Genomic DNA, 22,357 nt, shown 5'->3' on the forward strand with positions numbered 1-22,357 from the left:
TTGGGGTTGTTATCCGCGAGAAATTTCGTCTGATAATTCGTTTATATCATCTTCGGCTACCGGAAAATGTTTTTTTAATTGCTCGCCGGCTTTTAAAATACCGGCCACCAAACCTTCCTTAAAGGCTTCTTGTTTAAAGTGGTTTTGCATAACGTTTTTGGTGCTTTCCCAAAAATTATCGGGCACAACTTTGTCTATACCGGTGTCTCCCATAATATAGAATTTTTTGTCTTCTACAGCCAAGTAAATCAAAACACCATTTTTTAGTTCTGTGCGGTGCATTTTTAAATTTTCAAAAACCTGTTTGGCGCGTTCTAGCAAATCTATGCTGCAAACCCGCTCTATATGCACACGAATTTCACCCGAAGTTTTATTTTCGGAAGTTTTAATGGCTTCTACAATTTCAAGCTCTTCTTCAGAGGTTAAAAATTCGGGTTTTTTCATAGTATGTGATTTTTAAAATTCTACCGTAGGGGCGTTTTCTGCACCTTCGTCTGCTTCAAAAGTACTCATACGCTCAAAACCGAACATTCCTGCAAAAATATTATTAGGAAATTTACGAATGTAGGTATTGTATTGCCGCACAGCTTCATTAAAACGATTACGTTGTACGCTAATTCTATTTTCGGTACCTTCTAATTGCGATTGTAATTGTTGGAAATTTTGCGTGGCTTTTAATTGCGGATAGCGCTCTACGCTTACCAATAATCTAGACAAGGCCGAAGAAACTTCGCCTTGGGCCTTTTTAAATTTGTCTATGGCAGCGGCATCCAAATTATCTGCATTTACATTTACAGAGGTTGCTTTAGAACGCGCCTCAATAACTTGCGTTAGAGTTTCTTTTTCAAAATCTGCAGCTCCTTTTACGGTATTTACCAGATTGGGTATTAAATCTGTTCTACGCTGGTAGGCGTTTTCTACGTTTGCCCAAGAAGCTTTTACATTTTCTTCATATTCTACAGCCGTATTGTTTATACCTGCCGTAAGACTATAAATTGCTATTGCTGCAACCGCAATTATAATTACTGGAATAAGCCATTTTTTCATGCGTTTCTGTATTTAAAGTTGATTTTTTATTTCGGTAAGTTCGTTTTTAATTTTTTCTAATTTACGTACAATTTCAAAATTGCTTAAGGTTTCTGCTTTTTCTTCTTTTAAATGCGTTTTGGCGCCTTCTAAAGTAAATCCCCTTACTTTTACCAAATGATAAATAAGTTCCAGGTTTTTAATATCTTCCGGGGTAAATTTACGGTTGCCTTTTGCATTTTTTTTGGGCTTAATAACATCAAATTCTTTTTCCCAAAAACGAATAAGCGAGGCGTTTACTTTAAATGCTTCGGCTACTTCACCAATACCATAATAACGTTTATTGGGCAATTTTATATGCATTAGTCTAAAGATTGGTTTTCTAAAGCAGATTGGTTAAGCATAATATCGTATTCTTCTGCGGTCAAATCTCCGTGGTAAAAGTTTATCGGGTTTACCACTTTGCCGTTTTTATGTACTTCATAATGTAAATGCGATCCGGTAGATAAACCGGTGTTGCCAACTTTGGCTATAATTTCGCCGCGTTTTACTTTATCTCCTTTTCGCACTTCAAACTCACTTAAATGCGCATAATAAGTTTCATAACCAAAACCATGGTCTAAAACAATTAAGTTTCCAAAACCTCTGCTTCGTTTGGCTTTTTTTACCACAGCATCTCCGGTGGCAAAAACTGATGTTCCGGTTTTTGCGGTAAAATCCATCCCGTTATGCATTTTTCTGTATTTTAAAATAGGATGCATTCTAATACCGTAACCGGAAGCCATTCTGGTTAAGTTTTCGTTTTGTACCGGCTGTATTGCAGGTATGGCAGCCAATAATTTCTCTTTTTCTTTAGCCAAATTGGCAATTTCGTCTAAAGATTTAGATTGCACTACAATTTGTTTTTGCAGTACATCCATATTTTTACTGGTCTCTATAATCAATTTAGAGTTGTCGTAACCTTCTAAATCTTTATAACGATTAACCCCACCAAAACCAGCTTTTCGTTGCTCTTCAGGAATCGGATTGGCCTCAAAATAAATTCTATAAAGATTATCGTCCCGGTTTTGCACATTTGCAAGGACTTTTTGCGCCTGATTCATTTTTTTGTTCAGTACCTCATATTGCAATTGCATATGTTGTAATTCGCGTTTTAGGGCTTTTTCTTTAGGGGTTTGTATTTGCGGTAAATTTAAATAAACCACCAGCAAAATAAACCCAGCCAAAAAAGTACCTACAACGGCAAGCGCTACATAGCCAAAACGCCTACCTTTTTTTCGCTCTATCTTTCGGTAGGAAAGCGTTTCGCTGTCGTAATAATATTTTACTTTCGACATTCTTCTAAATTATACTAAATTTGCAGTCTAATTTTAATGCATTTTCATACAATTAGACGAACAAAGATAGAAATTGTTTCATTAGTAACATAATAAATGCAATTTACCTAGCAAATATAGCCTATGAAATCACAAGAAATACGCGATAAATTCCTTTCCTTTTTTCAATCGAAACAACATAAAATTGTGCCTTCTGCGCCAATGGTTATGAAAGACGATCCTACGTTAATGTTTACCAACGCCGGGATGAACCAGTTTAAAGAGTATTTTTTAGGAAACGCAAAATCTAAGTATAAGCGTATTGCAGATACCCAAAAATGTTTACGCGTAAGCGGAAAACACAACGATTTGGAAGAGGTAGGAAAAGATACTTACCACCACACCATGTTCGAGATGTTGGGTAATTGGAGTATTGGCGATTATTTTAAGGAAGACGCCATTGCTTGGGCTTGGGAATTTTTAACAGATGAATTAAAAATAAATCCCAACAATCTGTATGTTACCGTTTTTGAAGGCGATAAAAAAGATGGCCTCGCAAAAGATGAAGAAGCGTTTGATTTGTGGAAAAAACACATTGCCCAAGAAAGAATTTTATTAGGCAATAAAAAAGATAACTTTTGGGAAATGGGCGATCAAGGTCCGTGTGGGCCGGCTTCAGAAATTCACGTAGATATTAGAACCGAAGAAGAGAAAGCAAAAATCCCCGGAAAAGATTTGGTAAACCAAGACCATCCGCAAGTGGTAGAAATCTGGAACCTCGTTTTCATACAATATAACAGGATGGCCAACGGCAGTTTAAAAGAATTACCCGCAAAACACATAGATACCGGAATGGGTTTTGAACGCCTGGCAATGGTAATGCAAGACAAGCAATCTAATTATGATACAGACGTTTTTACCCCGCTTATTCGCGAAATAGAAACCATTACCAATGCTACATACGGCAGTAATGACGCTTCCGCGGAAGAAACAAATATCGCCATTCGGGTAATTGCAGACCACGTTCGTGCAGTAACATTCGCAATTGCAGACGGCCAGTTGCCAAGCAATAATGGCGCCGGATATGTTATTAGACGTATTTTGCGTCGCGCTATACGATACGGATTTACTTTTCTTAACACCAAAGAAGCATTTATCTACAAACTGGTAAATGTTTTATCCCAGCAAATGGGCGAAGCTTTCCCAGAGCTAAAAAAACAACAAAACCTTTGCGAAAAAGTAATAAAAGAAGAAGAAATTTCTTTCCTTAAAACTTTAGATCAAGGTTTAAGCTTGTTAGATAGCATTATAGCAAATGCCGACTCGAAAGAAATTTCCGGCAAAAAAGCTTTTGAGCTTTACGATACCTATGGTTTTCCTATAGATTTAACCGCTTTAATTTTAGAGGAAAAAGGCTATAACTTAAATCAGCAGGAATTTGAAAAAGAATTACAAAAACAAAAAGAACGTTCGCGCTCTGCCGCACAAAGTAGCGCGGGAGATTGGGTAGTTTTACGCGAAGACGACGAAGAAGAATTTATAGGTTATGACCAATTAAAAACCGATGTAAAAATCACCAAATATCGTCAAGTAGAAAGTAAAAAAGAAGGTAAATTATACCAGTTGGTATTTAATCTAACCCCATTTTATCCCGAAGGTGGCGGTCAAGTTGGCGATAAAGGTTATTTAGAAACCCCAAACGGCAATGTTGTTTATATTTTAGATACCAAAAAAGAAAACAACCTGATTATACATATTACTAAAAATCTGCCGCAAGAAATAGAAGCCAGGTTTACAGCTGTGGTAGACGAGCAGCACAGAAACAGAGCTGCTGCCAACCATACAGCAACGCACTTGTTGCACCAAGCTTTACGGAATATTTTAGGAGACCACGTAGAACAAAAAGGTTCTTTGGTGCATCCAGATTATTTGCGGTTCGACTTTTCGCACTTCAGTAAAGTTTCTAAAGATGAGTTGCAAGAAATAGAGCAATTTGTAAATGCAAGAATTCGGGAGCAAATAGCTTTAGAAGAAGAGCGTAATGTACCATTTCAAGAAGCTTTAGATAAAGGTGCTACCGCATTGTTTGGCGAAAAATATGGCGATACGGTAAGAACCATTTGCTACGGAAACTCCATGGAGTTATGTGGCGGAACCCACGTAGCAAATACCAGTAACATCTGGCATTTTAAAATAATTTCTGAGGCTGCCGTAGCGGCTGGAGTTAGACGTATTGAAGCCATTACCGGAGATGCCGCCAAAGAATTTTTAACCCAACAAAGCGAGAGTTTTAATGCGTTAAAACAATTGGTGAAAAACAACAAAGAACCGCTAAAAGCAGTAAGTGCTTTACAGGAAGAAAATCAGCAGCTTAAAAAGCAAATTGAGCAATTTAAAAAAGAAAAAGCAGGTAACGTAAAAGGCGATTTAAAAGCTGCCTTAACGGAAGTAAACGGAATTAAATTTTTGGCAAAAAAAGTAGATTTAGACGCTGCTGCTATGAAAGATTTGTCCTTTCAATTGGGGGGCGAAGTAGATAAGCTGTTTTTAGTACTAGGTTCCGAGCATAATGGTAAAGCTCTGTTGTCTATTTACATCGATAAACAATTGGCAGAAGAAAAAGAACTCAACGCCGGAAAAATGGTAAGAGAACTCGGTAAATTAATTCAAGGCGGCGGCGGCGGACAAGCATTTTTTGCAACCGCTGGCGGCAAAAACCCGGACGGTCTTGAAAATGCCCTAACCGAAAGTAAAAACTATATAAGTTAGCTTGAAGGTGAGTTGCGGTGTTAATTAGTTTTCCAATTCAATTTCAGAAAAAAGATGAAACTACAAACCCAATTAAATATTCCTGAGCAAGAACCTAAAATTAGCTACAAATCTAAGTTGCTGTTGTTGGGTTCTTGCTTTACGGAAAATATAGGGGAGAAGTTTGTGTACTTTAAATTCCGCCACGTTCAAAATCCGTTTGGAATTTTGTTTCATCCTTTTGCCATAGAAAATTTAATCGTCAAGGCTGTTCGGCAAAAAGAATTTACAGAAAAAGATATTTTTCAGTACAACCAAAATTGGCATTCTTTTGAAGCACATTCGCGTTTAAGTCAGCCAAGGCCGGAAGCAATTCTTAAGGCTTTAAACGGCGGAATAACCCAAACCCATAAAGCCATACAAGAAAGCTCGCACCTAATTATTAGTTTAGGAACTGCTTTTATTTACCAACATTTAGAAAGCAAAAACTACGTAGCCAATTGCCATAAAGTTCCGCAAAAGGAATTCCGTAAAGAATTAATTTCTGCCCAAAGAGTTTACAAAAGTTTAGAAAATATAATTGCCTCTTGTAGAACTTTAAACCCCGATTTACAGTTTATTTTCACGGTTTCGCCGGTGCGTCACGCAAAAGATGGCTTGGTGCAAAACAATAGAAGTAAAGCGCAATTAATTTCGGCAATTCACGAAGTGATTGACCAAAAAGAAAAAGCAGCTTATTTCCCTTCTTACGAATTATTGCTGGACGAGTTGCGCGATTACCGTTTTTATACCCAAGATATGTTGCATCCAAACACAACCGCCATTCAATACATTTGGGAAAAATTTACACAAACTTGGTTAGCCAAAGAAGCTATACCAACTATGAAAAAAGTAGATGCTTTGCAAAGAAATTTACAGCACAAAGCCTTTAATCCGCAAAGTGAAGCGCACCAAAAGTTTTTGCAAAAATTAAAAGAACAAAAAGCAGAATTGAAAACACAATTTCCTTTTATGAATTTTAGCTAGTTTCTTCTTGCAATTTCTTATAAAGACTATGCCAACCACCGCCGTTTACACATTCAATCCCTTTGCTCTTTAAAATTCCCGCAGCACTGCCAGAGCGCATACCGCTTGCGCAACAAACAATTACCGGTTTGTTCATTTTTTTAATCTTTTCAACATTTGAGTTTATTTGTTGTAAAGGTATGTTTTTAGAACCCGGAATCGCCCCACCGGCATATTCTCCTTTACTACGAACGTCTATAATTACTGCGTCGCGCGATTTGAAATCTTGTATCATTTTGCTTTTATTTCCAAATAAAAAATTTAGTATTCCCATTATTTTCAATTTATTTACAAAGTAAGGGTATAAAACCTAAGCGTGGCGTAACCTAAGTTACAATAGGTGTATTTATGTTTTGGGCGTTCCCACCAATTAAAATTGGGGTCGGGCTTTTCGCTTTTACGCTTCGGTTCGCTATCGCTCCCTGCAGGGTAACCGCTGCAATCCCTAACGCAAAAAATTGTATTTTAGACCAAAATTAAGCAATGAAAAAGTTTATTCTTGGTGTATTACTTACCCTTATAGTTGGTTTTGGTTATTGGTATTTTAATAACAAAAAACAATCTGAAACCCAGCTAAAAAAAACTTCCGAGCTCATCGAAAAAGAAGTAAAAAATGTAAGTAAACTCATCGTTACAGAAAGTTCTTACGCCCAAATTTTCACCTACAAAAACAGCAAAGATATTTTTATGGGCATTGAGGCAAGAAAAAAAGCCATTGTTGCGGTAAATACAAAAGCAACGGTTGGTTATGATTTAAGCCAATTAAAATACGAACTCTTCCCCGAAACAAAAACCTTACGCATTACCGCCATCCCAAAACCCGAACTTAATATTTATCCCGAATTTGATTTTTATGATGTAACCCAAGATTACCTTAATCAATTTAAAGCCGAAGATTATAATGCTATCAAAAAAAGGGTAACTCGTCAAATTCGTAAAAAAATAGAAAAGTCTGTCGTAATGCAAAATGCCGAAAATCGCTTACTTAGCGAGCTTCAAAAACTCTTTGTACTTACAAACAGTTTAGGGTGGACATTAGAATTTTACAAACAACCTGTAAAAACCGAGCGTGAACTCGAAATTTTGCTTTAAATCGGTAAACTATCTTTTAATTCTAACGCAATACCATCGTCAATTAAATGTGCAATTTTTGGTCGGTTGGCTCTTACTTTTTTTAAATGTTGTTCACAATCCTGATACAGGTTTTTGAAAGCAAAATCTTTACTGAGTTCAAAAATTTCCAATGCTAAAAGCCAATCGGTTGCATGTTTTTCTTGCACTTGTTTTAAAATAGAAGGTAATTTTTCTTTGCTTTCGCGATTATTTCTAATATCCCGCACTTGCTCATAAAGACTTTCCAGTTCTTTTTGAGAAGTCGTTTTTTCAGGCCGTTTCTCACTGGTAGAAAGTTGATGAATAACTACTTCAAAAGAATACGGGTCTGCCGCACCCGCAAATGCCGAAACAATTTTTTTACCAACGGCCAAGTAATAATCGCCATCTTGGGGTGAGAATAAAATTTCGTTGCCGTAGGTAACCGTACAATCGGTAAACTGAATTAAAATAAGTTCTCCTTTTAAATTTCTAATTCCGGTAACGTTCAAGCCTTCTACCACAATGCCGCTTTCAAAAGTAAACTCTATGCGTTTGTTGTCGTAAAAATTATAAGCTTTTAAATCGCGCGGTCCCATATTTTCTATAGAAAGGTTTATGCCTTTTAGTTTTCCAATAGGCGATCTAAATCCGTTAGCGTGCGTTTTTATTCCGTGGCCAATAAGTTCTTTGTCGCGGTTGGCGAGCGCTGTTGGACCTTCGGTTTCAAAATATACCACTTCGTGATCGTCGTTGGTAATCATTCGGGTAAAAACCCCTGAAATTTGTATGCCGGTACTCAACTCAATACTACCCATTGTTTTAGAATCGATTAGTTTTTGCAAACCTTTATAGCCGCCCTTTCGCAATGCCATCGTGTTGGCAAACTCTTCTAAAACTTCTGCCAGGTAGGCAAAATCTGGAGTGACATACAATTGCGGTTGCGGTTTGGTAATATCAAAATCTTGGTTGGCGGCAGCAATAGAATAGGGTATTTTTTTAACCTTAGGTTGCATACAACTTTTACTTTCGCCAATAGAAGAAAGCAAACCGGCGCCATAAATTTTTGGATTTTCAAGACTTCCTACCAAGCCGTATTCTACCGTCCACCAATGCAAGTTTCTTATTTTGGCAATTTCAGAAGGTTTAACCTTTTTGTTTTGTAGATCTTCCACCTTTATTTCGGCTTGTTGTATCGCTTCCGCGGAAGCGTGATCACTCTCTTTTAAAATAGATAAATCGCGTACGGCGTGGTACATATTCATATCGTCGCCAGAAGCAATGGCTTTGCTGCCAATAGCGCCAAAACGCCGTAAATATTCGGCATAATCTGGGCTGGCAATAATGGGCGCGTGGCCGGCACCTTCGTGAATAATATCTGGAGCTGGCGTGTATTCTATATTTTCTAATTGCCTGATTTCTGAAGCAATAACCAGTACTTTGTATGCCTGAAACTCCATAAACGCATTGGGCGGAATAAAACCATCTACCGCCACGGCAGCCCAACCAATTTCTTTTAAAATGCGGTTCATGCCGTACATACTAGGAATTTCGTCTATAGAAATGCCCGTTTTTTGCAAACCTTCTAGGTAAGATTCGTGCGCAACTTTGCTTAAATAGTCTACATTTTTACGCATTACATATCGCCACACTGCTTGGTTAATGGGAGTGTATAAATCGTAATTTTGCGCCTTTATAAATTGTTTTAAATGCGGCGGCAATTGCTCTATTAATGCATTGCTTTGGTAAGTATTTGAAGACATAAGCACAAATTATCCTACAAAGATACTGGTAATGGATATTTTAAAATGACAAGCATTTAAAAAAGTTTGTCTAATAACATTAAAATAATTTTTAACTTGGCTACCCATGAAAACAAACCGAAAAGAAGAAATCGTAAAAACCGCTGCTTATCTTTTTAAAGAAAAGGGATTTGTAGGTGTCTCAATGCGCGATTTGGCGCAGAAAATGGGTATAAAAGCTGCGAGTTTGTACAATCATATTTCGTCAAAAGACGAAATCTTATCGGAAGTGATTATGCAAGTTGCAGAGCGTTTTACCGTTCATATAAATGAGGTTGCGCCAAAGCAGGTTTCGGTTATTCAAAAACTGGAAGAAATTATTTATATGCATATTGATTTGACTATTCAAAAAAGCGATTATTTGGCTTGTATGAATAACGATTGGATGCATTTAGAAAAAGAAACAAAAGAAACTTACAGTAAAATGCGCAATGCTTATGAGCAAAAATTTCGGGAAATCTTGCAGAAGGGAATTGCTAACCAAGAATTAAAAGCCACCGATCCGGAAATCGTTCTTTTTTCTATACTTTCTACTTTGCGAACCTTCTATTTATGGTATGCAAAAAATAAAGGTTTAACAGCAGAAAATATAAAAGAAGATTTAACAAAAACGCTTCTAGAAGGGGTTGTGTTAAAACCGACTTAATTACAATAACTAGAAAACAATATTGCAGGAGCAGAAACTGGTTTACTAGCAAAAAGGCCATTGAAAATTATATAGCTAATCGGGACCGAAAGCGATAGTTGTTTCTTGATAATCATTCACTTATGTTTTAACAAGCTAAATTTGCATAAAAAACTAACAATCGTTAGTTTTGTGAGGAAGTATAAATTAGACTATGGCGAAATTTCATAAATTAAATGTACAGGATGTTTATAAAGAGACGACAGACTGTACGGTTATAACCTTTGATGTACCCGAAAACCTACGGACAGATTTTAAATTTAACCAAGGGCAACACCTAACTTTACGGAAAGAAATAGACGGCGAAGATGTACGTCGTTCTTATTCTTTGTGTTCCAGTCCGTACGACAAAGAATGGAAAGTGGCCGTAAAAGAAATTCCGACCGGAATTTTTTCAACCTATGTTAACCAATCTTTAAAAAAGGGCGAAGTTTTGGAAGTTATGGCGCCCAGCGGCAAGTTTGGAGTAGAAGTTGCAGAAGATAATGCAAAGAATTATTTGTTTTTTGCTGCGGGCAGTGGTATTACCCCAGTGCTTTCTATGATCAAATCGCATTTGGCGGTAGAGCTAAATTCTACTTGCAAGCTGTTTTATGTAAATAAGACTGCAAAATCTATTATTTTTAAAGAAGAGCTGGAGCAATTGCGCAATCAATATTTTGGAAGGTTGGAAATTTATTATTTCCTAACCCAAGAAAAACGCGATATCGATTTGTTCAATGGAAGGTTTGATGATGAGAAGATGGAAGTATTAACCCGTACATTTATCGATATTCCAGATACAAATGAAGTCTTTTTATGCGGTCCTGAAAATATGGTCATGTACTTAAAAGACTATTTAATAAATGCGGGTTTACCCGAAGAATTAGTACATTTTGAATTGTTTGTAACCGGTCTTTCAGAAGAAGATATTGCCAGGACAAAACGCCTGGCAAAGCAAAATGTAGAAGGTACAGAAGTAACGATTGTAGATGGCGGAAAAGAATTTCAGTTTACCATGACCCAAGATTATGATAATATTTTGGATGCAGCCTTAGGGGCTGGAGCAGATTTGCCTTTTGCTTGTAAAGGCGGGGTTTGCAGCACGTGCAAATGCGAAGTTGTAGAAGGAGAAGTAGAGATGAAGGTAAACTATGCTTTAGAAGAAAAAGAACTGGAGCAAAATTTGGTACTCAGTTGCCAATCGGTTCCTACATCTAAAAAGGTGAAAATGGATTTTGACGTGTAAAGTTTACAAGTTTGCGATTGATAGTTGTAGAACGAAAACAAAAGAATTATGAGTGAGAAAGAAATTAAAAATTTAGAAGAAATTTTCGAGGCAAAAATTGCCCGGGACGAGAAAATAGAACCCAAAGATTGGATGCCGGAAAAGTATCGTAAAACGCATATTAGACAAATGTCGCAACACGCACATTCTGAAATTGTAGGAATGTTGCCAGAAGGAAACTGGATTACCCGAGCTCCTTCTTTACGCCGAAAAGTTGCTTTGTTGGCTAAAGTGCAAGATGAAGCCGGTCACGGACTCTATCTTTACAGCGCTACAGAAACTTTGGGAATCTCCAGAGACGAATTGTATGATCAATTACATTCGGGCAAGGCAAAATATTCCAGTATTTTTAATTATCCAACCATTACTTGGGCAGATATTGGTGCTATTGGCTGGCTGGTAGATGGCGCGGCAATTATTAACCAAGTGCCATTGTGTAGCACTTCTTTTGGGCCGTATGCCCGAGCAATGGTACGTGTTTGTAAAGAAGAAAGTTTCCACCAGCGGCAAGGTTACGAAATTATGCTAACGCTTTGTAAAGGCACGCCAGAGCAAAAAGAAATGGCACAAGATGCGCTTAACCGCTGGTGGTGGCCAAGTTTGATGATGTTTGGTCCAACAGATGATGAATCTACGCACACCGAACAATCGATGAAATGGAAATTGAAACGAAAAACCAACGATGAATTGCGTCAGCAATTTATAGATCAAACTGTTCCGCAAGCCGATATTTTAGGAATAAAAGTTCCGGATGAAGATTTAAAGTGGAACGAAGAAACCGGCCATTATGATTTTGGTAAAATAAACTGGGATGAATTTTGGCAAGTAGTAAAAGGCCACGGTCCGTGTAATAAAGAACGCTTACAAACCCGTGTTGACGCTTGGGAAGGCGGAGAATGGGTGCGCGATGCAGCTATGGCTTACGCCGAAAAACAAGCCGATAAAAAAGTAAAAAGAGCGGGCTAAAATAGTAGTGAGTATTGAGTAATAAGTAGTTAGTGTTTAATTCTTATTTATAAAATAGTAAAACATTTATTCATTAATCTAATTATTAGCGCATATCTCATCAAGAAATGATGGGTTGGAATTTTGCTACTCGCTTTTTTATTTTCAATTTCAAAAAATATAATATGACAGATAATAAAGGAAACAAAGAAAAACCAGCTACTGATTCTTCGAAGAAGACAACTGGAAAAAAAAATTGGCCCTTATGGGAAATATTTGTCCGTAGTAAAAACGGATTAGAACATCGTCATTTTGGAAGTCTTCACGCTGCAGACGCAGATATGGCTTTAGAAAATGCCCGCGATGTTTATACAAGAAGAAGCGAAGGCGTAAGCATTTGGGTGGTAGAGTCTAAAAATATCACCGCTTCTAACCCAGAACATAACGGCGAGTTATTCGAGCCGGCAGCAGATAAAGTGTATCGTCATCCTACATTTTACGATTTGCCAGATGAGGTAAAACATATGTAAATTACAAATTTGAAATGAAGAATAATAAATGTAAAATTTAAAAGTGTCTTCGCTATTCAAATTTTGAACTTTAGCGTTTTACATTTTAAATTTTTCTGTTTGAAAATGAAAAAAATGAATAAAGATTTTTTAATAAAATACCTTTACGGAATAGCCGACAATTCGCTTATTTTGGGACAACGGCTGGGAGAATTAACCGGACACGGACCAACTTTGGAAACCGATATTGCGCTTACCAACATTTCTTTAGATTTGTTTGGGCAAGTACGCAGTTATTTTCAATATGCTGCACAAATCTCAGAAAAAGAAGTGACTGAAGATGATTTGGCTTTTTTGCGTACGGAACGCGAATACCTGAACGTACTTTTGGTTGAGCAACCTAATACCAATTTTGCTTATACAATTGGACGACAATTTTTGTTTGATCATTTTCATATTCTGTTAATGACAGAGCTACAAAAATCTACAGATGATACGTTGGTGGCAATCGCCAAAAAAAGTATCAAAGAGGTAAATTATCATAAGCGTTTTTCTTCGGATTGGGTAAAACGTTTGGGAGACGGCACAGAAGAAAGCAAAGGAAAAATGCAAATGGCCATTAACGATTTATGGCGATTTACAGACGAATTATTCCATACCACAAAAGCAGATGAAGAAATGATTAAAGCTGGAGTTGGCGTAGATGTAAAACAATTAAAAGATACGTATTACAAAAATGTATCCGAGATTTTAGAAGAAGCTACTTTAGAAGTTCCAGATTTAAAATACTTCCAAAAAGGCGGCAAAGACGGAATTCATACAGAGCATATGGGTTTTATTTTAAGCGATATGCAGTATATGCAGCGCACGTATCCCGGAATGAAGTGGTAAATTCCTGCGCAGGCAGGAATCTTAACCGGCGCTCTCAAATTCCTGCGAAGGCAGAAACTTTAAGTGCGGTGAACAATAATTAAACTTTACCTTCAGGATAAATTAAAAATTGTTAAACTAATTATGATAGAAGAGAAAGTAAATATCAATAAGGAATTAGAACCAATTTTACGAAAGGTTCCAGATCCTGAGATTCCTGTTTTATCTATAATAGATTTAGGCGTGGTTCGGGAAACCAAATTAGAGGGTAAAAAGGCAATTGTAAAAATCACCCCAACCTACAGCGGTTGTCCCGCGATGGATGTGATTGGAGACGATATAGTAACTGCTTTAACAAAAGCCGGTTACCAAGCAAAAGTAGACTTAATTCTCGCACCAGCTTGGAGTACAGACTGGATTACCGAAAAAGGTAGAAAAGCTTTAGCAGATTATGGAATTGCACCTCCCATGGATGCTTCAGCAGATAAAAAAGCTCTGTTGGGCGAAGAAAAATTGGTAAAATGTCCGCAGTGCGGTTCCAAAAACACGCATCTGGTAAGTCAGTTTGGCTCTACCGCTTGCAAGGCGTTATTTAAGTGTAATGATTGCCAAGAACCTTTTGATTATTTTAAATGTTTAATTTAATTCCTGCGCAGGCAGGAATCTTTTTATAGAATTATATGAGCAAAAATATACAAGTAGAAATAAAAGATCGAGTGGCGAAAATAAGTTTAAACCGCCCAAAAGTATTCAACAGTTTTAATAGAGAAATGGCTTTTGAGCTGCAAGACGCTCTCAAGAAAGCAGCTGAAAACGATGAGGTTCGAGCTATTTTACTTACCGGAAACGGAAAAGCTTTTTGCGCCGGTCAAGATTTAAAAGAAGTAACAGACCCAGACTTAAATCCGGGTTTTAAAGCCATTCTTGAAGAACATTACAATCCCGTTATAAAATTAATTCGTGAAACTTCAAAACCAATAATTGCTGCTGTTAATGGTGTGGCAGCTGGTGCTGGAGCAAATATAGCTTTGGCTTGTGATATCGTTGTTGCTTCAGAAAGCGCCGCTTTTATTCAAGCCTTTAGTAAAATTGGTTTGATACCGGATTCTGCCGGTACATTTTTCTTACCACGATTAATCGGTTTTCAAAAAGCTTCGGCTTTAGCCATGTTGGGCGATAAAATTGATGCTAAAGAAGCCGAGCGATTAGGAATGATTTACAAATATTTTTCAGCAGAAAACTTTACGGAAGAAAGCGTAAAGCTAGCACAAAAAATGGCAAAAATGCCCACAAAAGCACTAGCGCTTACCAAAGAAGCCTTAAACCAATCGCTCACCAATAATTTAGACGAACAATTAGCTTTAGAGAGTAAATTTCAAATTGAAGCCGCTTCAACAGCAGATTATAAAGAAGGTGTAAGCGCTTTTGTAGAAAAGAGAAAACCGGAGTTTAAGGGAGAATAAATATCGAATACTGAATATTCAATAAAGAATAGCCAAGTAATAGGTGTAAGAGAAAAAGGATTAAACTTTACATAAATTAAAATGCCAAATTATAAATATGATATTGAAGAGCGTTTAATTAATCTTTCTGTTAAAGTAATCCTTACTTGTGGTAAAATGGAAGGCTCGTTCGCTTCTCAACATCTTTCAAAACAATTAATAAGATCTACGACCTCTGCGGCCCTTAACTATGGTGAAGCTCAAAGTGCTCAATCGCCGAAAGATTTTCTGCATAAAATGCGTTTGTGTTTAAAAGAACTGCGTGAATCCTTAGTGAATTTGAAAATTCAAAAAGAAGCGGAACTCATTAAAAATATAAAACAAGTAGATGAATTATTGGAAGAAAATAATCAATTGATAGCCATCTTCGTAACCAGTATTAAGACTTCGGAACAAAAAAACAGATAAAATTAAAATAGAAAATTTAAAAATCTCATTTATCGAATAATTAAAATTTCATCATTCAGTATTAATTATTCGGTATTCAATATTCTAACATATGAAAATAGGAATTATAGGAGCAGGAACCATGGGGAGCGGAATTGCGCAAGTAGCAGCAACTGCCGGATGCCAAGTAATGCTTTACGATACCAAACAAGAAGCCTTAGATAAAAGTAAAGCTAAACTCGAAAAAATCTTGTTTCGATTAATCGAAAAAGAAAGAATTGACGAAACAGAAAAAAACCGAATAGAAGGCAATATTTCTTATGTAAATGCTTTAAAAGATTTGGCTAAAGCCGATTTGACAATAGAGGCTATCGTAGAAAATTTAGATATTAAAAGAAAAGTTTTTCAAGAGTTAGAAAGCTATCAAAGAGAAGATGCGATTATCGCGTCTAATACTTCTTCCCTTTCCATTGCTTCTATCGCTGCTTCGTTAAAGAAGCCGGAACGCGTAATAGGAATTCATTTCTTTAATCCCGCACCTTTAATGCCGTTGGTAGAGATTATTCCTGCCGTTCAAACTTCAGAAGAAGTAAAAAATAAAGTAGTTCAAATCATAACCGATTGGAAAAAGGTTGGCGTACTTGCCAAAGACACGCCTGGTTTTATTGTAAATCGTGTGGCGCGACCATTTTATGGAGAAGCTTTACGGATTTATGAAGAAGGAAAAGCCAGTTTTGCCGAGATAGATCAAGCTATGAAAGAATTGGGTGGCTTTAGAATGGGACCATTTGAGCTGATGGATTTTATTGGTAACGATGTAAATTACACGGTTACAGAAACCGTTTTTGCAGCCTTTTATTATGACCCGCGTTACAAACCTTCTTTCACACAAAAACGCCTTTCCGAGGCAGGTTATCTCGGAAGAAAAACCGGAAAAGGATATTACGATTACAAAGACGGGAAGCCTGTCAGCCCGAGCGGAGTCGAGGGGTCAATCAGCAAAGAAAAAGCAAACCAAATCCTAGACCGTATTCTAGTAATGCTTATCAACGAAGCTGCCGATGCACTTTTCTTAAATATCGCCACGGCAAAAGATATAGATTTGGCTATGACCAAAGGCGTAAACTATCCAAAAGGTTTACTAGCTTGGGCCAACGAAAAAGGAATAGATTGGTGCGTAAAAAAAATGGACGCTTTATACGAAGAATACCACGAAGACCGCTATCGTTGCAGTCCGCTGATGAGGAAGATGGATAAAAATGACGAAACTTTTCAAGTTTCTTAGTTTTTGAGTCTGTGAGTATTTGAGTGAAATTTTATTATGCAAAGTAATTATCATTTCAAGTTTGAAGAACTAAAGATGTACTAAAAAGCTTTGGAGTTTGGAGATATTGTAAATCGACAGATAAAAAGTTTTCCAAAAGAAGAAACCTATCGATTGGCCTCCCAATTTATTCGTGCGGCAGATTCAATTGCTCTTAATATCGCTGAAGGCTCTTCAAGCTCTAAACCAAATTTCAATAGATATTTACAAATGGCTTGGGATAGTGCGCACGAGTGCGTGGTTTGTAGCACGAAAGCCTATAGAAGAGGTTTTCTCTCTCAAGAAACTAATGAGAAAAATAGAGAATTGATTACCGAATTATCAAAAATGATCACAGCTTACAAGTCGTACTTAAAGAAAAATATAAATGGAAGATAACTCAAAAACTCAAAAACTACAAAACTCACAAACTATCCCGCGTCACATGCTGGAAAACGACGCTTTCAGTCAATGGCTGGGGATAGAGATTGTGGCGGTACAAGAAGGTTATTGTAAAGTGCAGATGCAAATCCGTAAAGAGATGCTCAACAGCATGAAAAAAGCTCACGGCGGCATCACGTATTCTTTGGCAGATACCGCTTTTGGCTTTGCCTGCAACACTTACGGCAAAAAAGCAGTTTCTATAGAGACTTCCATAAATCACGTAGAAGCTTTGGAAGAAGGCGATATAATTACCGCAGAATCCGATGTAAAAAGCCAGAAAAATAAACTCGGTTTCTATATTGTAGAAGTAAAAAAACAAGAGCAATTAGTTGCGCTTTTTAAAGGCGTCACTTATCGCACAAGCGTAGATTGGAAGTAAAAGGATACTTTGGGTGCAACCCCCCAATAATCCCGAATAGTTATCGGGATTATTGGGGGTCGGGCTATCCGCTATATCTTTTTTGCTAGAGAATTTCGGTCTGGTAGAAAACACCCCATAAGCAAAAAAGGATGCCGCTGCTATCCCTTGCGCAAAAAAAATAAAAACTAGAAAATTTATAATGTAAAAGAAAAAAATTAGAGTGTAGTTATCAAAAAGCTATATCTTTTACGTTTAAAATAAATAATTGAAAATTTAAAGCATACTTATGAACGCATATATCATAGACGGCATTAGAACGCCAATAGGAAATTACAAAGGTACTTTATCGCCCGTAAGAACAGACGATTTAGGAGCTTTGGTCATCAAAGAAATCGTAAAAAGAAACCCGAATATTCCTAAAAACGCTTACGCCGATGTAATTATGGGTTGCGCCAATCAAGCCGGTGAAGATAACAGAAACGTTGCCAGAATGTGTTCGCTTTTGGCAGGATTACCACACTCCGTTCCGGGAGAAACCGTGAACAGACTTTGTAGTAGCGGACTTTCGGCTATTATTCACGCCAATCGAGCTATAAAAACGGGCGACGGAGATGTATTTATTTCCGGCGGGGTAGAACATATGACGCGCGGGCCTTACGCAATTGCTAAACCATCTTCAGCTTATGGTAACGATGCTAAAATGTACGATACCAGTTTCGGTTGGCGATTTGTAAATCCAAAAATGCACGAAATGTACGGTACCGATGGGATGGGCGTTACCGCAGAAAATTTGGTAGATAAATATAAAATTTCACGGGAAGACCAAGACGCTTTTGCGTATTGGAGCCAGATGAAAGCTACTAAAGCTCAAGAAAACGGTCGTTTGGCCAAAGAAATAGTGCCTGTAGAAATTCCGCAAAGAAAAAAAGAGGCCATTCATTTTGATAAAGATGAGTTTGTAAAACCTAAAACTTCCAAAGAAATTTTGGCCAAATTACGCCCTGTTTTCCGTAAAGAAGGCGGCAGCGTAACCGCAGGAAATGCCTCCGGACTTAACGATGGCGCCGCTGCAACCATTGTAGCATCAGAAAATGCTGTAAAAAAGTATGGTTTGAAACCAATGGCAAAAATCCTGAGTTCTGCAGTAGTAGGCGTAGAACCACGAATAATGGGAATTGGTCCGGTAGAAGCTTCTAACAAAGCATTAGAAAAAGCGGGATTAACCATGGACGATATGGATATCATAGAATTGAACGAAGCTTTTGCAGCACAAGCCTTGGCTTGCATCAGAGCTTGGGGATTAAAAGACGACGACCCGCGATTAAATCCTAATGGTGGCGCCATTGCAATTGGGCATCCACTCGGCGTTACCGGAGCAAGATTAGCTCATACCGCTGCTTTAGAATTACAACTTACCGGCAAAAAATACGCTCTAGTTACCATGTGTGTTGGTGTAGGGCAAGGTTATGCTGCGGTTATTGAAAATGCTGAGCTATAGCGAAATCCCGAGAGCGCAGCGATTCTGGATGTGTTGGTGTAAGGCAAAATTATGCCATAGTTATTGAAAACATTCCTACGAAAGCAGCAATCTAAGAAGCAAAAGGAAACAAGTTTTGATAAGCAAAAACAAAGACATTTTTAAAAATTGAATAAAAAATACAAATAAGATTATCCACTTTTTGAGAATATAAGTTTTTGATAACCTGATTAGTGGAACTTATATTTATTAATTATATTTACAAAAAATAAATATAAAATGGCAACATTCACCTCATCTCTACCGGATCATTTATTAAAAGAATTGGCAAAAACAGCCAAAGAATTAAAGATGCCCAAGAATAAAGTTATAGAAAAAGCTTTGGAGATTTTTTTAGATGAAGTTCAAAGGGCTAAATATGCTGAATCTTACCGAAGGGCGGCAAAAGATAAAGATATGATGGCGATGGCAGAAGAAGGAATGGCAGATTACTTTAAACAGCTTCAAGATTTAGATAAAGAATGAAGCAAGGAGAAATCTGGCAGGTTTATTTCGATCCAATAAGAGGCAATGAACAAGGAGGGAACCGTCCAGCAGTAGTAGTTAGTGGGAATACCTTAAATAAAAATTTGGGTGTAGTGATTGTTTGTCCATTAACTAGTTCTATTCATAATTTTGAAGGAAATCCAGTTTTGGAGGCGACACAGGAGAATGGTTTGAAGCGAAAATCTGAAATAATGATTTTCCATATCCGGTCTCTATCTAAAGATCGTTTTAAACGAAAATTAGGTAATATTACTATGCCGGAGCTAAGTCAAATCAAGCAAACAATTTACGATATTTTAAAGTATTAGATTCATTTTATTTTTTATAGATTGGGTTTTGTTCTTTATTATAAAATATATTTAACAGACGGCTATTGGGAGAACAATAGAGTTAAAAAAAATAAAAAATGCAAAAATTACAAAGTTATATTAACGGAAAATGGGTAGAAGGTTCTGGCGAAGGCGTACCAATGCTAGATGCCGTTACCGGAGAAACCATTGCGTTAAGTGATACAAAAGGGCTTGATTTTGATCAAGCTCTAAAATATGGTAGAAAAAAAGGAGAAGCTTTACGGAAAATGACATTCCAAGAACGCGGATTAATGCTTAAAAAATTGGCCTTTTACCTGCAAAAAAAGAAAAAACAATTTTACGAGGTAAGCTACCGTACCGGAGCCACCAAAGCAGATAGTTGGGTAGATATTGAAGGCGGATTTGGAAACCTCTTCGCCAATGCTTCTTTACGGAAAATTTTCCCAAACCAGCCTTTTGATGTGGAAGGAGATCCTATAGATTTATCGCGTGGCGGTCGTTTTATGGGGCATCATATTTTGGTACCAAAAGAAGGAGTCGCGGTACACATCAATGCTTTTAATTTTCCGGTTTGGGGAATGTTAGAAAAATGTGCCGTAAACTGGATGGCCGGAATGCCTGCAGTGGTAAAACCAGCCACCAATACTTCGTTTTTAACAGAAGCGGTAGTGCGCGAAATCATTAATTCGGGAATTTTACCCGAAGGTTCTTTACAACTTATTTCAGGTTCTGCGCGTTCTATTTTAGATACGGTAGAATCGCAAGACGTGGTGACGTTTACCGGCTCTGCAGATACCGGAAGACTTTTAAAATCGCATAAACGCTTATTAGAAGAATCGGTTCCGTTTAATATGGAGGCAGATTCTTTAAATTCTTCTGTTTTAGGGGAAGATGCAAAACCAGGAACGCCAGAATTTGCTTTATTCATTAAAGAAGTCCGCAATGAAATGACTTCCAAGTGTGGTCAAAAATGTACCGCAATTCGGCGCGTGATTGTCCCGGAAAATTTGGTAGAAGATGTACAAATTGCCTTGGGCAAGTCGCTCGGAAAAGTTACTGTTGGCGATCCGCGTTTAAAAGAAGTGCGTATGGGGGCATTGGTAAGCAAAGATCAAGTACAAGAAGTACGCGAGCGGGTGCAAGAAATGAATAAAACCGCTAGTTTGGTGTATGGCGATTTAGAAAATATAAAAACCATTGGAGCAGATACCAAAAAAGGTGCGTTTATGTCGCCTATTGTATTGCGAGAAGATAATCCGTTTGAAAATCTTGTCGTTCACACTACAGAGGCTTTTGGTCCGGTGAGTACTATTATGCCGTATAAAAATTTAGACGAAGCTATAAAATTGTCTAAAATGGGCAAAGGTTCTTTGGTAAGTTCTATTGCTACCGGCGATGATAAAATAGCCCGCGATTATACGGTAAAAGCAGCTACGCACCACGGTAGAATTTTGGTAATTAACAGAGAAAGCGCCAAGCAGAGTACCGGTCACGGTTCGCCATTGCCAATGTTGGTGCACGGCGGTCCCGGAAGAGCCGGCGGCGGCGAAGAAATGGGCGGTAAACGCGGCGTAAAGCACTACATGCAGCGTTGTGCCATTCAAGGTTCGCCAACTACCTTAACAGAAATTACCGGTATTTATCAAGCCAATTCCAAATATAAAGAGGCAGAAAAACATCCGTTTGCATACCATTGGGAAGACATTCAGCCCGGTATGTCGTTAAAAACGCATAACAGAACTTTAACCGATACAGATATTGTAAACTTCGGTAATCTTACTTGGGATCATTTTTATGCCCATACAGATATTACTTCCTTAGACGGTAGTATTTTTGAGAAGAGAACCGCACACGGATACTTTATTATTTCCGCAGCAGCGGGATTATTTGTATATCCTAATAAAGGTCCGGTAGCGGCAAATTATGGTTTAGAAGAAATTCGTTTTTTGCGCCCGTTGTATCATAACGACACGATTCACGTGCGATTAACTTGTAAAGAGAAAATAGATCGCGAACAAAAAGGAAGAGAATTACCCAGCGGAATCGTAAAATGGTTTGTAGAGGTTTTTGACACCAACGTAACCGACGGAAAACTACCGAAAGACGAAGCAGAAGAAAAAGAGAGTTTAGTTGCTATTGCCACCATTTTGACGATGGTGCAAAAGAAGCAAAATACCTTTACGGAAATTAACGAAGATGTTATCAATTCCGCTTTAGCGAAATTAAACGAAGACACAAAACCACAATGGGGCGAAATGAAACCCCAAGATTTGGTAGAACACTTAGAAGCAAGTTACCGAATTGCTTCGGGCGAAATCCAGGATTTTGAAATTGCTACGCCAGAGAAATATTTAGATGATACCCGTTCTACTTTATGGAATTATGAAAAGATGCCCAAGAATTATAATTTCCCGTTATACGAAGAAGGAAAACTCCCAGAATTGAAACATGAAAACTTGGAAGAAGCAAAGAAAAAACTGCAGGAAGCTCGAGAAGAATATATTGAGTTCTTTAAAGAAAACCCGGATGCTATTACCAAAAATGCCGTGTTTGGAGAGTTAACCAAATACGAATGGGAGTTGTTAGAGCGTAAACACCTTAACCATCATTTTGAGCAGTTTGGTATGTTGTAAGAAGTGTAGATAGAACAATAGATAAAGCCGTCTAACTAAGAGAAAGATCCTGAATCAAGTTCAGGATG

General features: G+C 37.5%; 24 protein-coding genes. 18 read left to right on the forward strand and 6 right to left on the reverse strand.

Going from position 1 to position 22,357, the window contains the following annotated elements; all coding sequences use genetic code 11:
• Positions 1-9 precede the first annotated feature (9 nt).
• Genes FKR84_RS04300 through FKR84_RS04315 form a run of 4 tightly spaced genes read right to left on the reverse strand, consistent with a single transcriptional unit; the run spans position 10 to position 2,363 of the window.
• Entirely contained in the window at positions 10-444 is a 435-nt protein-coding gene (locus tag FKR84_RS04300; protein ID WP_141420968.1) for a TPM domain-containing protein, read from the reverse strand.
• Between the two features lie 12 nt (positions 445-456).
• On the reverse strand, positions 457-1,047 hold the full coding sequence (locus FKR84_RS04305; protein ID WP_141420970.1) for a LemA family protein: 591 nt from the start codon (positions 1,045-1,047) through the stop codon (positions 457-459).
• A 12-nt stretch (positions 1,048-1,059) separates the two neighbouring features.
• The gene (locus FKR84_RS04310) at positions 1,060-1,389 is read right to left on the reverse strand and encodes a MerR family transcriptional regulator (protein WP_141420972.1); all 330 of its coding nucleotides are present in this window, start codon (positions 1,387-1,389) and stop codon (positions 1,060-1,062) included.
• Positions 1,389-2,363, reverse strand: a complete 975-nt coding sequence (locus FKR84_RS04315) for a M23 family metallopeptidase (RefSeq protein WP_141420973.1) — start codon at positions 2,361-2,363, stop codon at positions 1,389-1,391. Before FKR84_RS04315 ends, FKR84_RS04310 begins: the two co-directional genes overlap by 1 nt.
• Before the next feature lie 123 nt (positions 2,364-2,486).
• Between FKR84_RS04315 and alaS the strand changes: the two genes are divergently transcribed.
• A complete protein-coding gene (gene alaS / locus FKR84_RS04320; RefSeq protein ID WP_141420974.1) occupies positions 2,487-5,111 on the forward strand; it encodes an alanine--tRNA ligase in 2,625 nt (874 codons plus the stop codon).
• 54 nt (positions 5,112-5,165) lie between these two features.
• On the forward strand, positions 5,166-6,116 hold the full coding sequence (locus tag FKR84_RS04325) for a GSCFA domain-containing protein (protein ID WP_141420976.1): 951 nt from the start codon (positions 5,166-5,168) through the stop codon (positions 6,114-6,116).
• On the opposite strand, the gene FKR84_RS04330 is transcribed toward FKR84_RS04325, so the two are convergent.
• Entirely contained in the window at positions 6,109-6,390 is a 282-nt protein-coding gene (locus tag FKR84_RS04330; protein WP_317129102.1) for a rhodanese-like domain-containing protein, read from the reverse strand. The genes FKR84_RS04325 and FKR84_RS04330 overlap by 8 nt on opposite strands.
• Before the next feature lie 248 nt (positions 6,391-6,638).
• Here FKR84_RS04330 and FKR84_RS04335 point away from each other — a divergent pair, with 248 nt between their 5' ends.
• Positions 6,639-7,247 carry a DUF4230 domain-containing protein gene (locus tag FKR84_RS04335; protein WP_141420979.1) on the forward strand — a complete coding sequence of 203 codons (609 nt, stop codon included), beginning with the start codon at positions 6,639-6,641 and terminating at the stop codon, positions 7,245-7,247.
• On the opposite strand, the gene FKR84_RS04340 is transcribed toward FKR84_RS04335, so the two are convergent.
• Entirely contained in the window at positions 7,244-9,010 is a 1,767-nt protein-coding gene (locus FKR84_RS04340) for an aromatic amino acid hydroxylase (protein ID WP_141420981.1), read from the reverse strand. The genes FKR84_RS04335 and FKR84_RS04340 overlap by 4 nt on opposite strands.
• Positions 9,011-9,116: 106 nt before the next feature.
• Between FKR84_RS04340 and FKR84_RS04345 the strand changes: the two genes are divergently transcribed.
• The 15 genes from FKR84_RS04345 to paaZ all read left to right on the forward strand — a co-directional run bounded on the left by FKR84_RS04345 (position 9,117) and on the right by paaZ (position 22,289).
• Positions 9,117-9,695, forward strand: a complete 579-nt coding sequence (locus FKR84_RS04345; protein WP_141420983.1) for a TetR/AcrR family transcriptional regulator — start codon at positions 9,117-9,119, stop codon at positions 9,693-9,695.
• Between the two features lie 193 nt (positions 9,696-9,888).
• Entirely contained in the window at positions 9,889-10,962 is a 1,074-nt protein-coding gene (locus tag FKR84_RS04350) for a 2Fe-2S iron-sulfur cluster-binding protein (protein WP_141420984.1), read from the forward strand.
• A 48-nt stretch (positions 10,963-11,010) separates the two neighbouring features.
• Positions 11,011-11,967: a 1,2-phenylacetyl-CoA epoxidase subunit PaaA gene (paaA, locus tag FKR84_RS04355; RefSeq protein ID WP_141420986.1), complete on the forward strand. Its 957-nt coding sequence runs from the start codon at positions 11,011-11,013 to the stop codon at positions 11,965-11,967.
• A 164-nt stretch (positions 11,968-12,131) separates the two neighbouring features.
• Positions 12,132-12,476 (forward strand): 1,2-phenylacetyl-CoA epoxidase subunit PaaB, encoded by a 345-nt coding sequence (gene paaB, locus FKR84_RS04360; RefSeq protein WP_141420988.1) that lies wholly within the window; start codon positions 12,132-12,134, stop codon positions 12,474-12,476.
• Between the two features lie 114 nt (positions 12,477-12,590).
• Positions 12,591-13,346 carry a 1,2-phenylacetyl-CoA epoxidase subunit PaaC gene (gene paaC / locus FKR84_RS04365; RefSeq protein WP_141420989.1) on the forward strand — a complete coding sequence of 252 codons (756 nt, stop codon included), beginning with the start codon at positions 12,591-12,593 and terminating at the stop codon, positions 13,344-13,346.
• A 123-nt stretch (positions 13,347-13,469) separates the two neighbouring features.
• Entirely contained in the window at positions 13,470-13,970 is a 501-nt protein-coding gene (gene paaD, locus FKR84_RS04370) for a 1,2-phenylacetyl-CoA epoxidase subunit PaaD (RefSeq protein WP_141420991.1), read from the forward strand.
• Between the two features lie 35 nt (positions 13,971-14,005).
• Positions 14,006-14,788 carry an enoyl-CoA hydratase-related protein gene (locus FKR84_RS04375; protein ID WP_141420993.1) on the forward strand — a complete coding sequence of 261 codons (783 nt, stop codon included), beginning with the start codon at positions 14,006-14,008 and terminating at the stop codon, positions 14,786-14,788.
• 81 nt (positions 14,789-14,869) lie between these two features.
• Complete coding sequence (locus FKR84_RS04380) at positions 14,870-15,235, forward strand: four helix bundle protein (RefSeq protein WP_141420995.1); 366 nt, start codon at positions 14,870-14,872, stop codon at positions 15,233-15,235.
• A 91-nt stretch (positions 15,236-15,326) separates the two neighbouring features.
• Entirely contained in the window at positions 15,327-16,499 is a 1,173-nt protein-coding gene (locus FKR84_RS04385; protein WP_141420997.1) for a 3-hydroxyacyl-CoA dehydrogenase NAD-binding domain-containing protein, read from the forward strand.
• Between the two features lie 90 nt (positions 16,500-16,589).
• Positions 16,590-16,916: a four helix bundle protein gene (locus FKR84_RS04390; RefSeq protein WP_233357663.1), complete on the forward strand. Its 327-nt coding sequence runs from the start codon at positions 16,590-16,592 to the stop codon at positions 16,914-16,916.
• Complete coding sequence (locus FKR84_RS04395) at positions 16,906-17,340, forward strand: hotdog fold thioesterase (RefSeq protein WP_141420999.1); 435 nt, start codon at positions 16,906-16,908, stop codon at positions 17,338-17,340. The genes FKR84_RS04390 and FKR84_RS04395 overlap by 11 nt, the downstream gene beginning before the upstream one ends.
• Positions 17,341-17,608: 268 nt before the next feature.
• Complete coding sequence (gene pcaF / locus FKR84_RS04400) at positions 17,609-18,820, forward strand: 3-oxoadipyl-CoA thiolase (RefSeq protein WP_141421001.1); 1,212 nt, start codon at positions 17,609-17,611, stop codon at positions 18,818-18,820.
• Between the two features lie 258 nt (positions 18,821-19,078).
• Positions 19,079-19,324 (forward strand): CopG family transcriptional regulator, encoded by a 246-nt coding sequence (locus tag FKR84_RS04405; RefSeq protein ID WP_141421002.1) that lies wholly within the window; start codon positions 19,079-19,081, stop codon positions 19,322-19,324.
• On the forward strand, positions 19,321-19,653 hold the full coding sequence (locus tag FKR84_RS04410) for a type II toxin-antitoxin system PemK/MazF family toxin (protein ID WP_141421004.1): 333 nt from the start codon (positions 19,321-19,323) through the stop codon (positions 19,651-19,653). Before FKR84_RS04405 ends, FKR84_RS04410 begins: the two co-directional genes overlap by 4 nt.
• A gap of 98 nt (positions 19,654-19,751) precedes the next feature.
• Positions 19,752-22,289 carry a phenylacetic acid degradation bifunctional protein PaaZ gene (gene paaZ, locus FKR84_RS04415; RefSeq protein ID WP_141421005.1) on the forward strand — a complete coding sequence of 846 codons (2,538 nt, stop codon included), beginning with the start codon at positions 19,752-19,754 and terminating at the stop codon, positions 22,287-22,289.
• The last annotated feature ends 68 nt before the right edge of the window (positions 22,290-22,357 follow it).

Origin of the sequence: Haloflavibacter putidus (assembly GCF_006546625.1) — a bacterium.
Taxonomy (GTDB): domain Bacteria; phylum Bacteroidota; class Bacteroidia; order Flavobacteriales; family Flavobacteriaceae; genus Mesonia; species Mesonia putida.

What these genes read in the sequence shown, in the direction of transcription:
- FKR84_RS04330 (WP_317129102.1), bottom strand. Translation starts at nt 6,390, where the DNA reads ATGATACAAGATTTCAAATCGCGCGACGCAGTAATTATAGACGTTCGT.
- FKR84_RS04310 (WP_141420972.1), bottom strand. Translation starts at nt 1,389, where the DNA reads ATGCATATAAAATTGCCCAATAAACGTTATTATGGTATTGGTGAAGTA.
- alaS (WP_141420974.1), top strand. Translation starts at nt 2,487, where the DNA reads ATGAAATCACAAGAAATACGCGATAAATTCCTTTCCTTTTTTCAATCG.
- paaA (WP_141420986.1), top strand. Translation starts at nt 11,011, where the DNA reads ATGAGTGAGAAAGAAATTAAAAATTTAGAAGAAATTTTCGAGGCAAAA.
- FKR84_RS04350 (WP_141420984.1), top strand. Translation starts at nt 9,889, where the DNA reads ATGGCGAAATTTCATAAATTAAATGTACAGGATGTTTATAAAGAGACG.
- FKR84_RS04375 (WP_141420993.1), top strand. Translation starts at nt 14,006, where the DNA reads ATGAGCAAAAATATACAAGTAGAAATAAAAGATCGAGTGGCGAAAATA.
- paaB (WP_141420988.1), top strand. Translation starts at nt 12,132, where the DNA reads ATGACAGATAATAAAGGAAACAAAGAAAAACCAGCTACTGATTCTTCG.
- FKR84_RS04380 (WP_141420995.1), top strand. Translation starts at nt 14,870, where the DNA reads ATGCCAAATTATAAATATGATATTGAAGAGCGTTTAATTAATCTTTCT.
- pcaF (WP_141421001.1), top strand. Translation starts at nt 17,609, where the DNA reads ATGAACGCATATATCATAGACGGCATTAGAACGCCAATAGGAAATTAC.
- FKR84_RS04345 (WP_141420983.1), top strand. Translation starts at nt 9,117, where the DNA reads ATGAAAACAAACCGAAAAGAAGAAATCGTAAAAACCGCTGCTTATCTT.
- FKR84_RS04395 (WP_141420999.1), top strand. Translation starts at nt 16,906, where the DNA reads ATGGAAGATAACTCAAAAACTCAAAAACTACAAAACTCACAAACTATC.
- FKR84_RS04305 (WP_141420970.1), bottom strand. Translation starts at nt 1,047, where the DNA reads ATGAAAAAATGGCTTATTCCAGTAATTATAATTGCGGTTGCAGCAATA.
- FKR84_RS04325 (WP_141420976.1), top strand. Translation starts at nt 5,166, where the DNA reads ATGAAACTACAAACCCAATTAAATATTCCTGAGCAAGAACCTAAAATT.
- FKR84_RS04300 (WP_141420968.1), bottom strand. Translation starts at nt 444, where the DNA reads ATGAAAAAACCCGAATTTTTAACCTCTGAAGAAGAGCTTGAAATTGTA.
- FKR84_RS04335 (WP_141420979.1), top strand. Translation starts at nt 6,639, where the DNA reads ATGAAAAAGTTTATTCTTGGTGTATTACTTACCCTTATAGTTGGTTTT.
- FKR84_RS04315 (WP_141420973.1), bottom strand. Translation starts at nt 2,363, where the DNA reads ATGTCGAAAGTAAAATATTATTACGACAGCGAAACGCTTTCCTACCGA.
- FKR84_RS04410 (WP_141421004.1), top strand. Translation starts at nt 19,321, where the DNA reads ATGAAGCAAGGAGAAATCTGGCAGGTTTATTTCGATCCAATAAGAGGC.
- paaC (WP_141420989.1), top strand. Translation starts at nt 12,591, where the DNA reads ATGAATAAAGATTTTTTAATAAAATACCTTTACGGAATAGCCGACAAT.
- FKR84_RS04405 (WP_141421002.1), top strand. Translation starts at nt 19,079, where the DNA reads ATGGCAACATTCACCTCATCTCTACCGGATCATTTATTAAAAGAATTG.
- paaZ (WP_141421005.1), top strand. Translation starts at nt 19,752, where the DNA reads ATGCAAAAATTACAAAGTTATATTAACGGAAAATGGGTAGAAGGTTCT.
- paaD (WP_141420991.1), top strand. Translation starts at nt 13,470, where the DNA reads ATGATAGAAGAGAAAGTAAATATCAATAAGGAATTAGAACCAATTTTA.
- FKR84_RS04385 (WP_141420997.1), top strand. Translation starts at nt 15,327, where the DNA reads ATGAAAATAGGAATTATAGGAGCAGGAACCATGGGGAGCGGAATTGCG.
- FKR84_RS04340 (WP_141420981.1), bottom strand. Translation starts at nt 9,010, where the DNA reads ATGTCTTCAAATACTTACCAAAGCAATGCATTAATAGAGCAATTGCCG.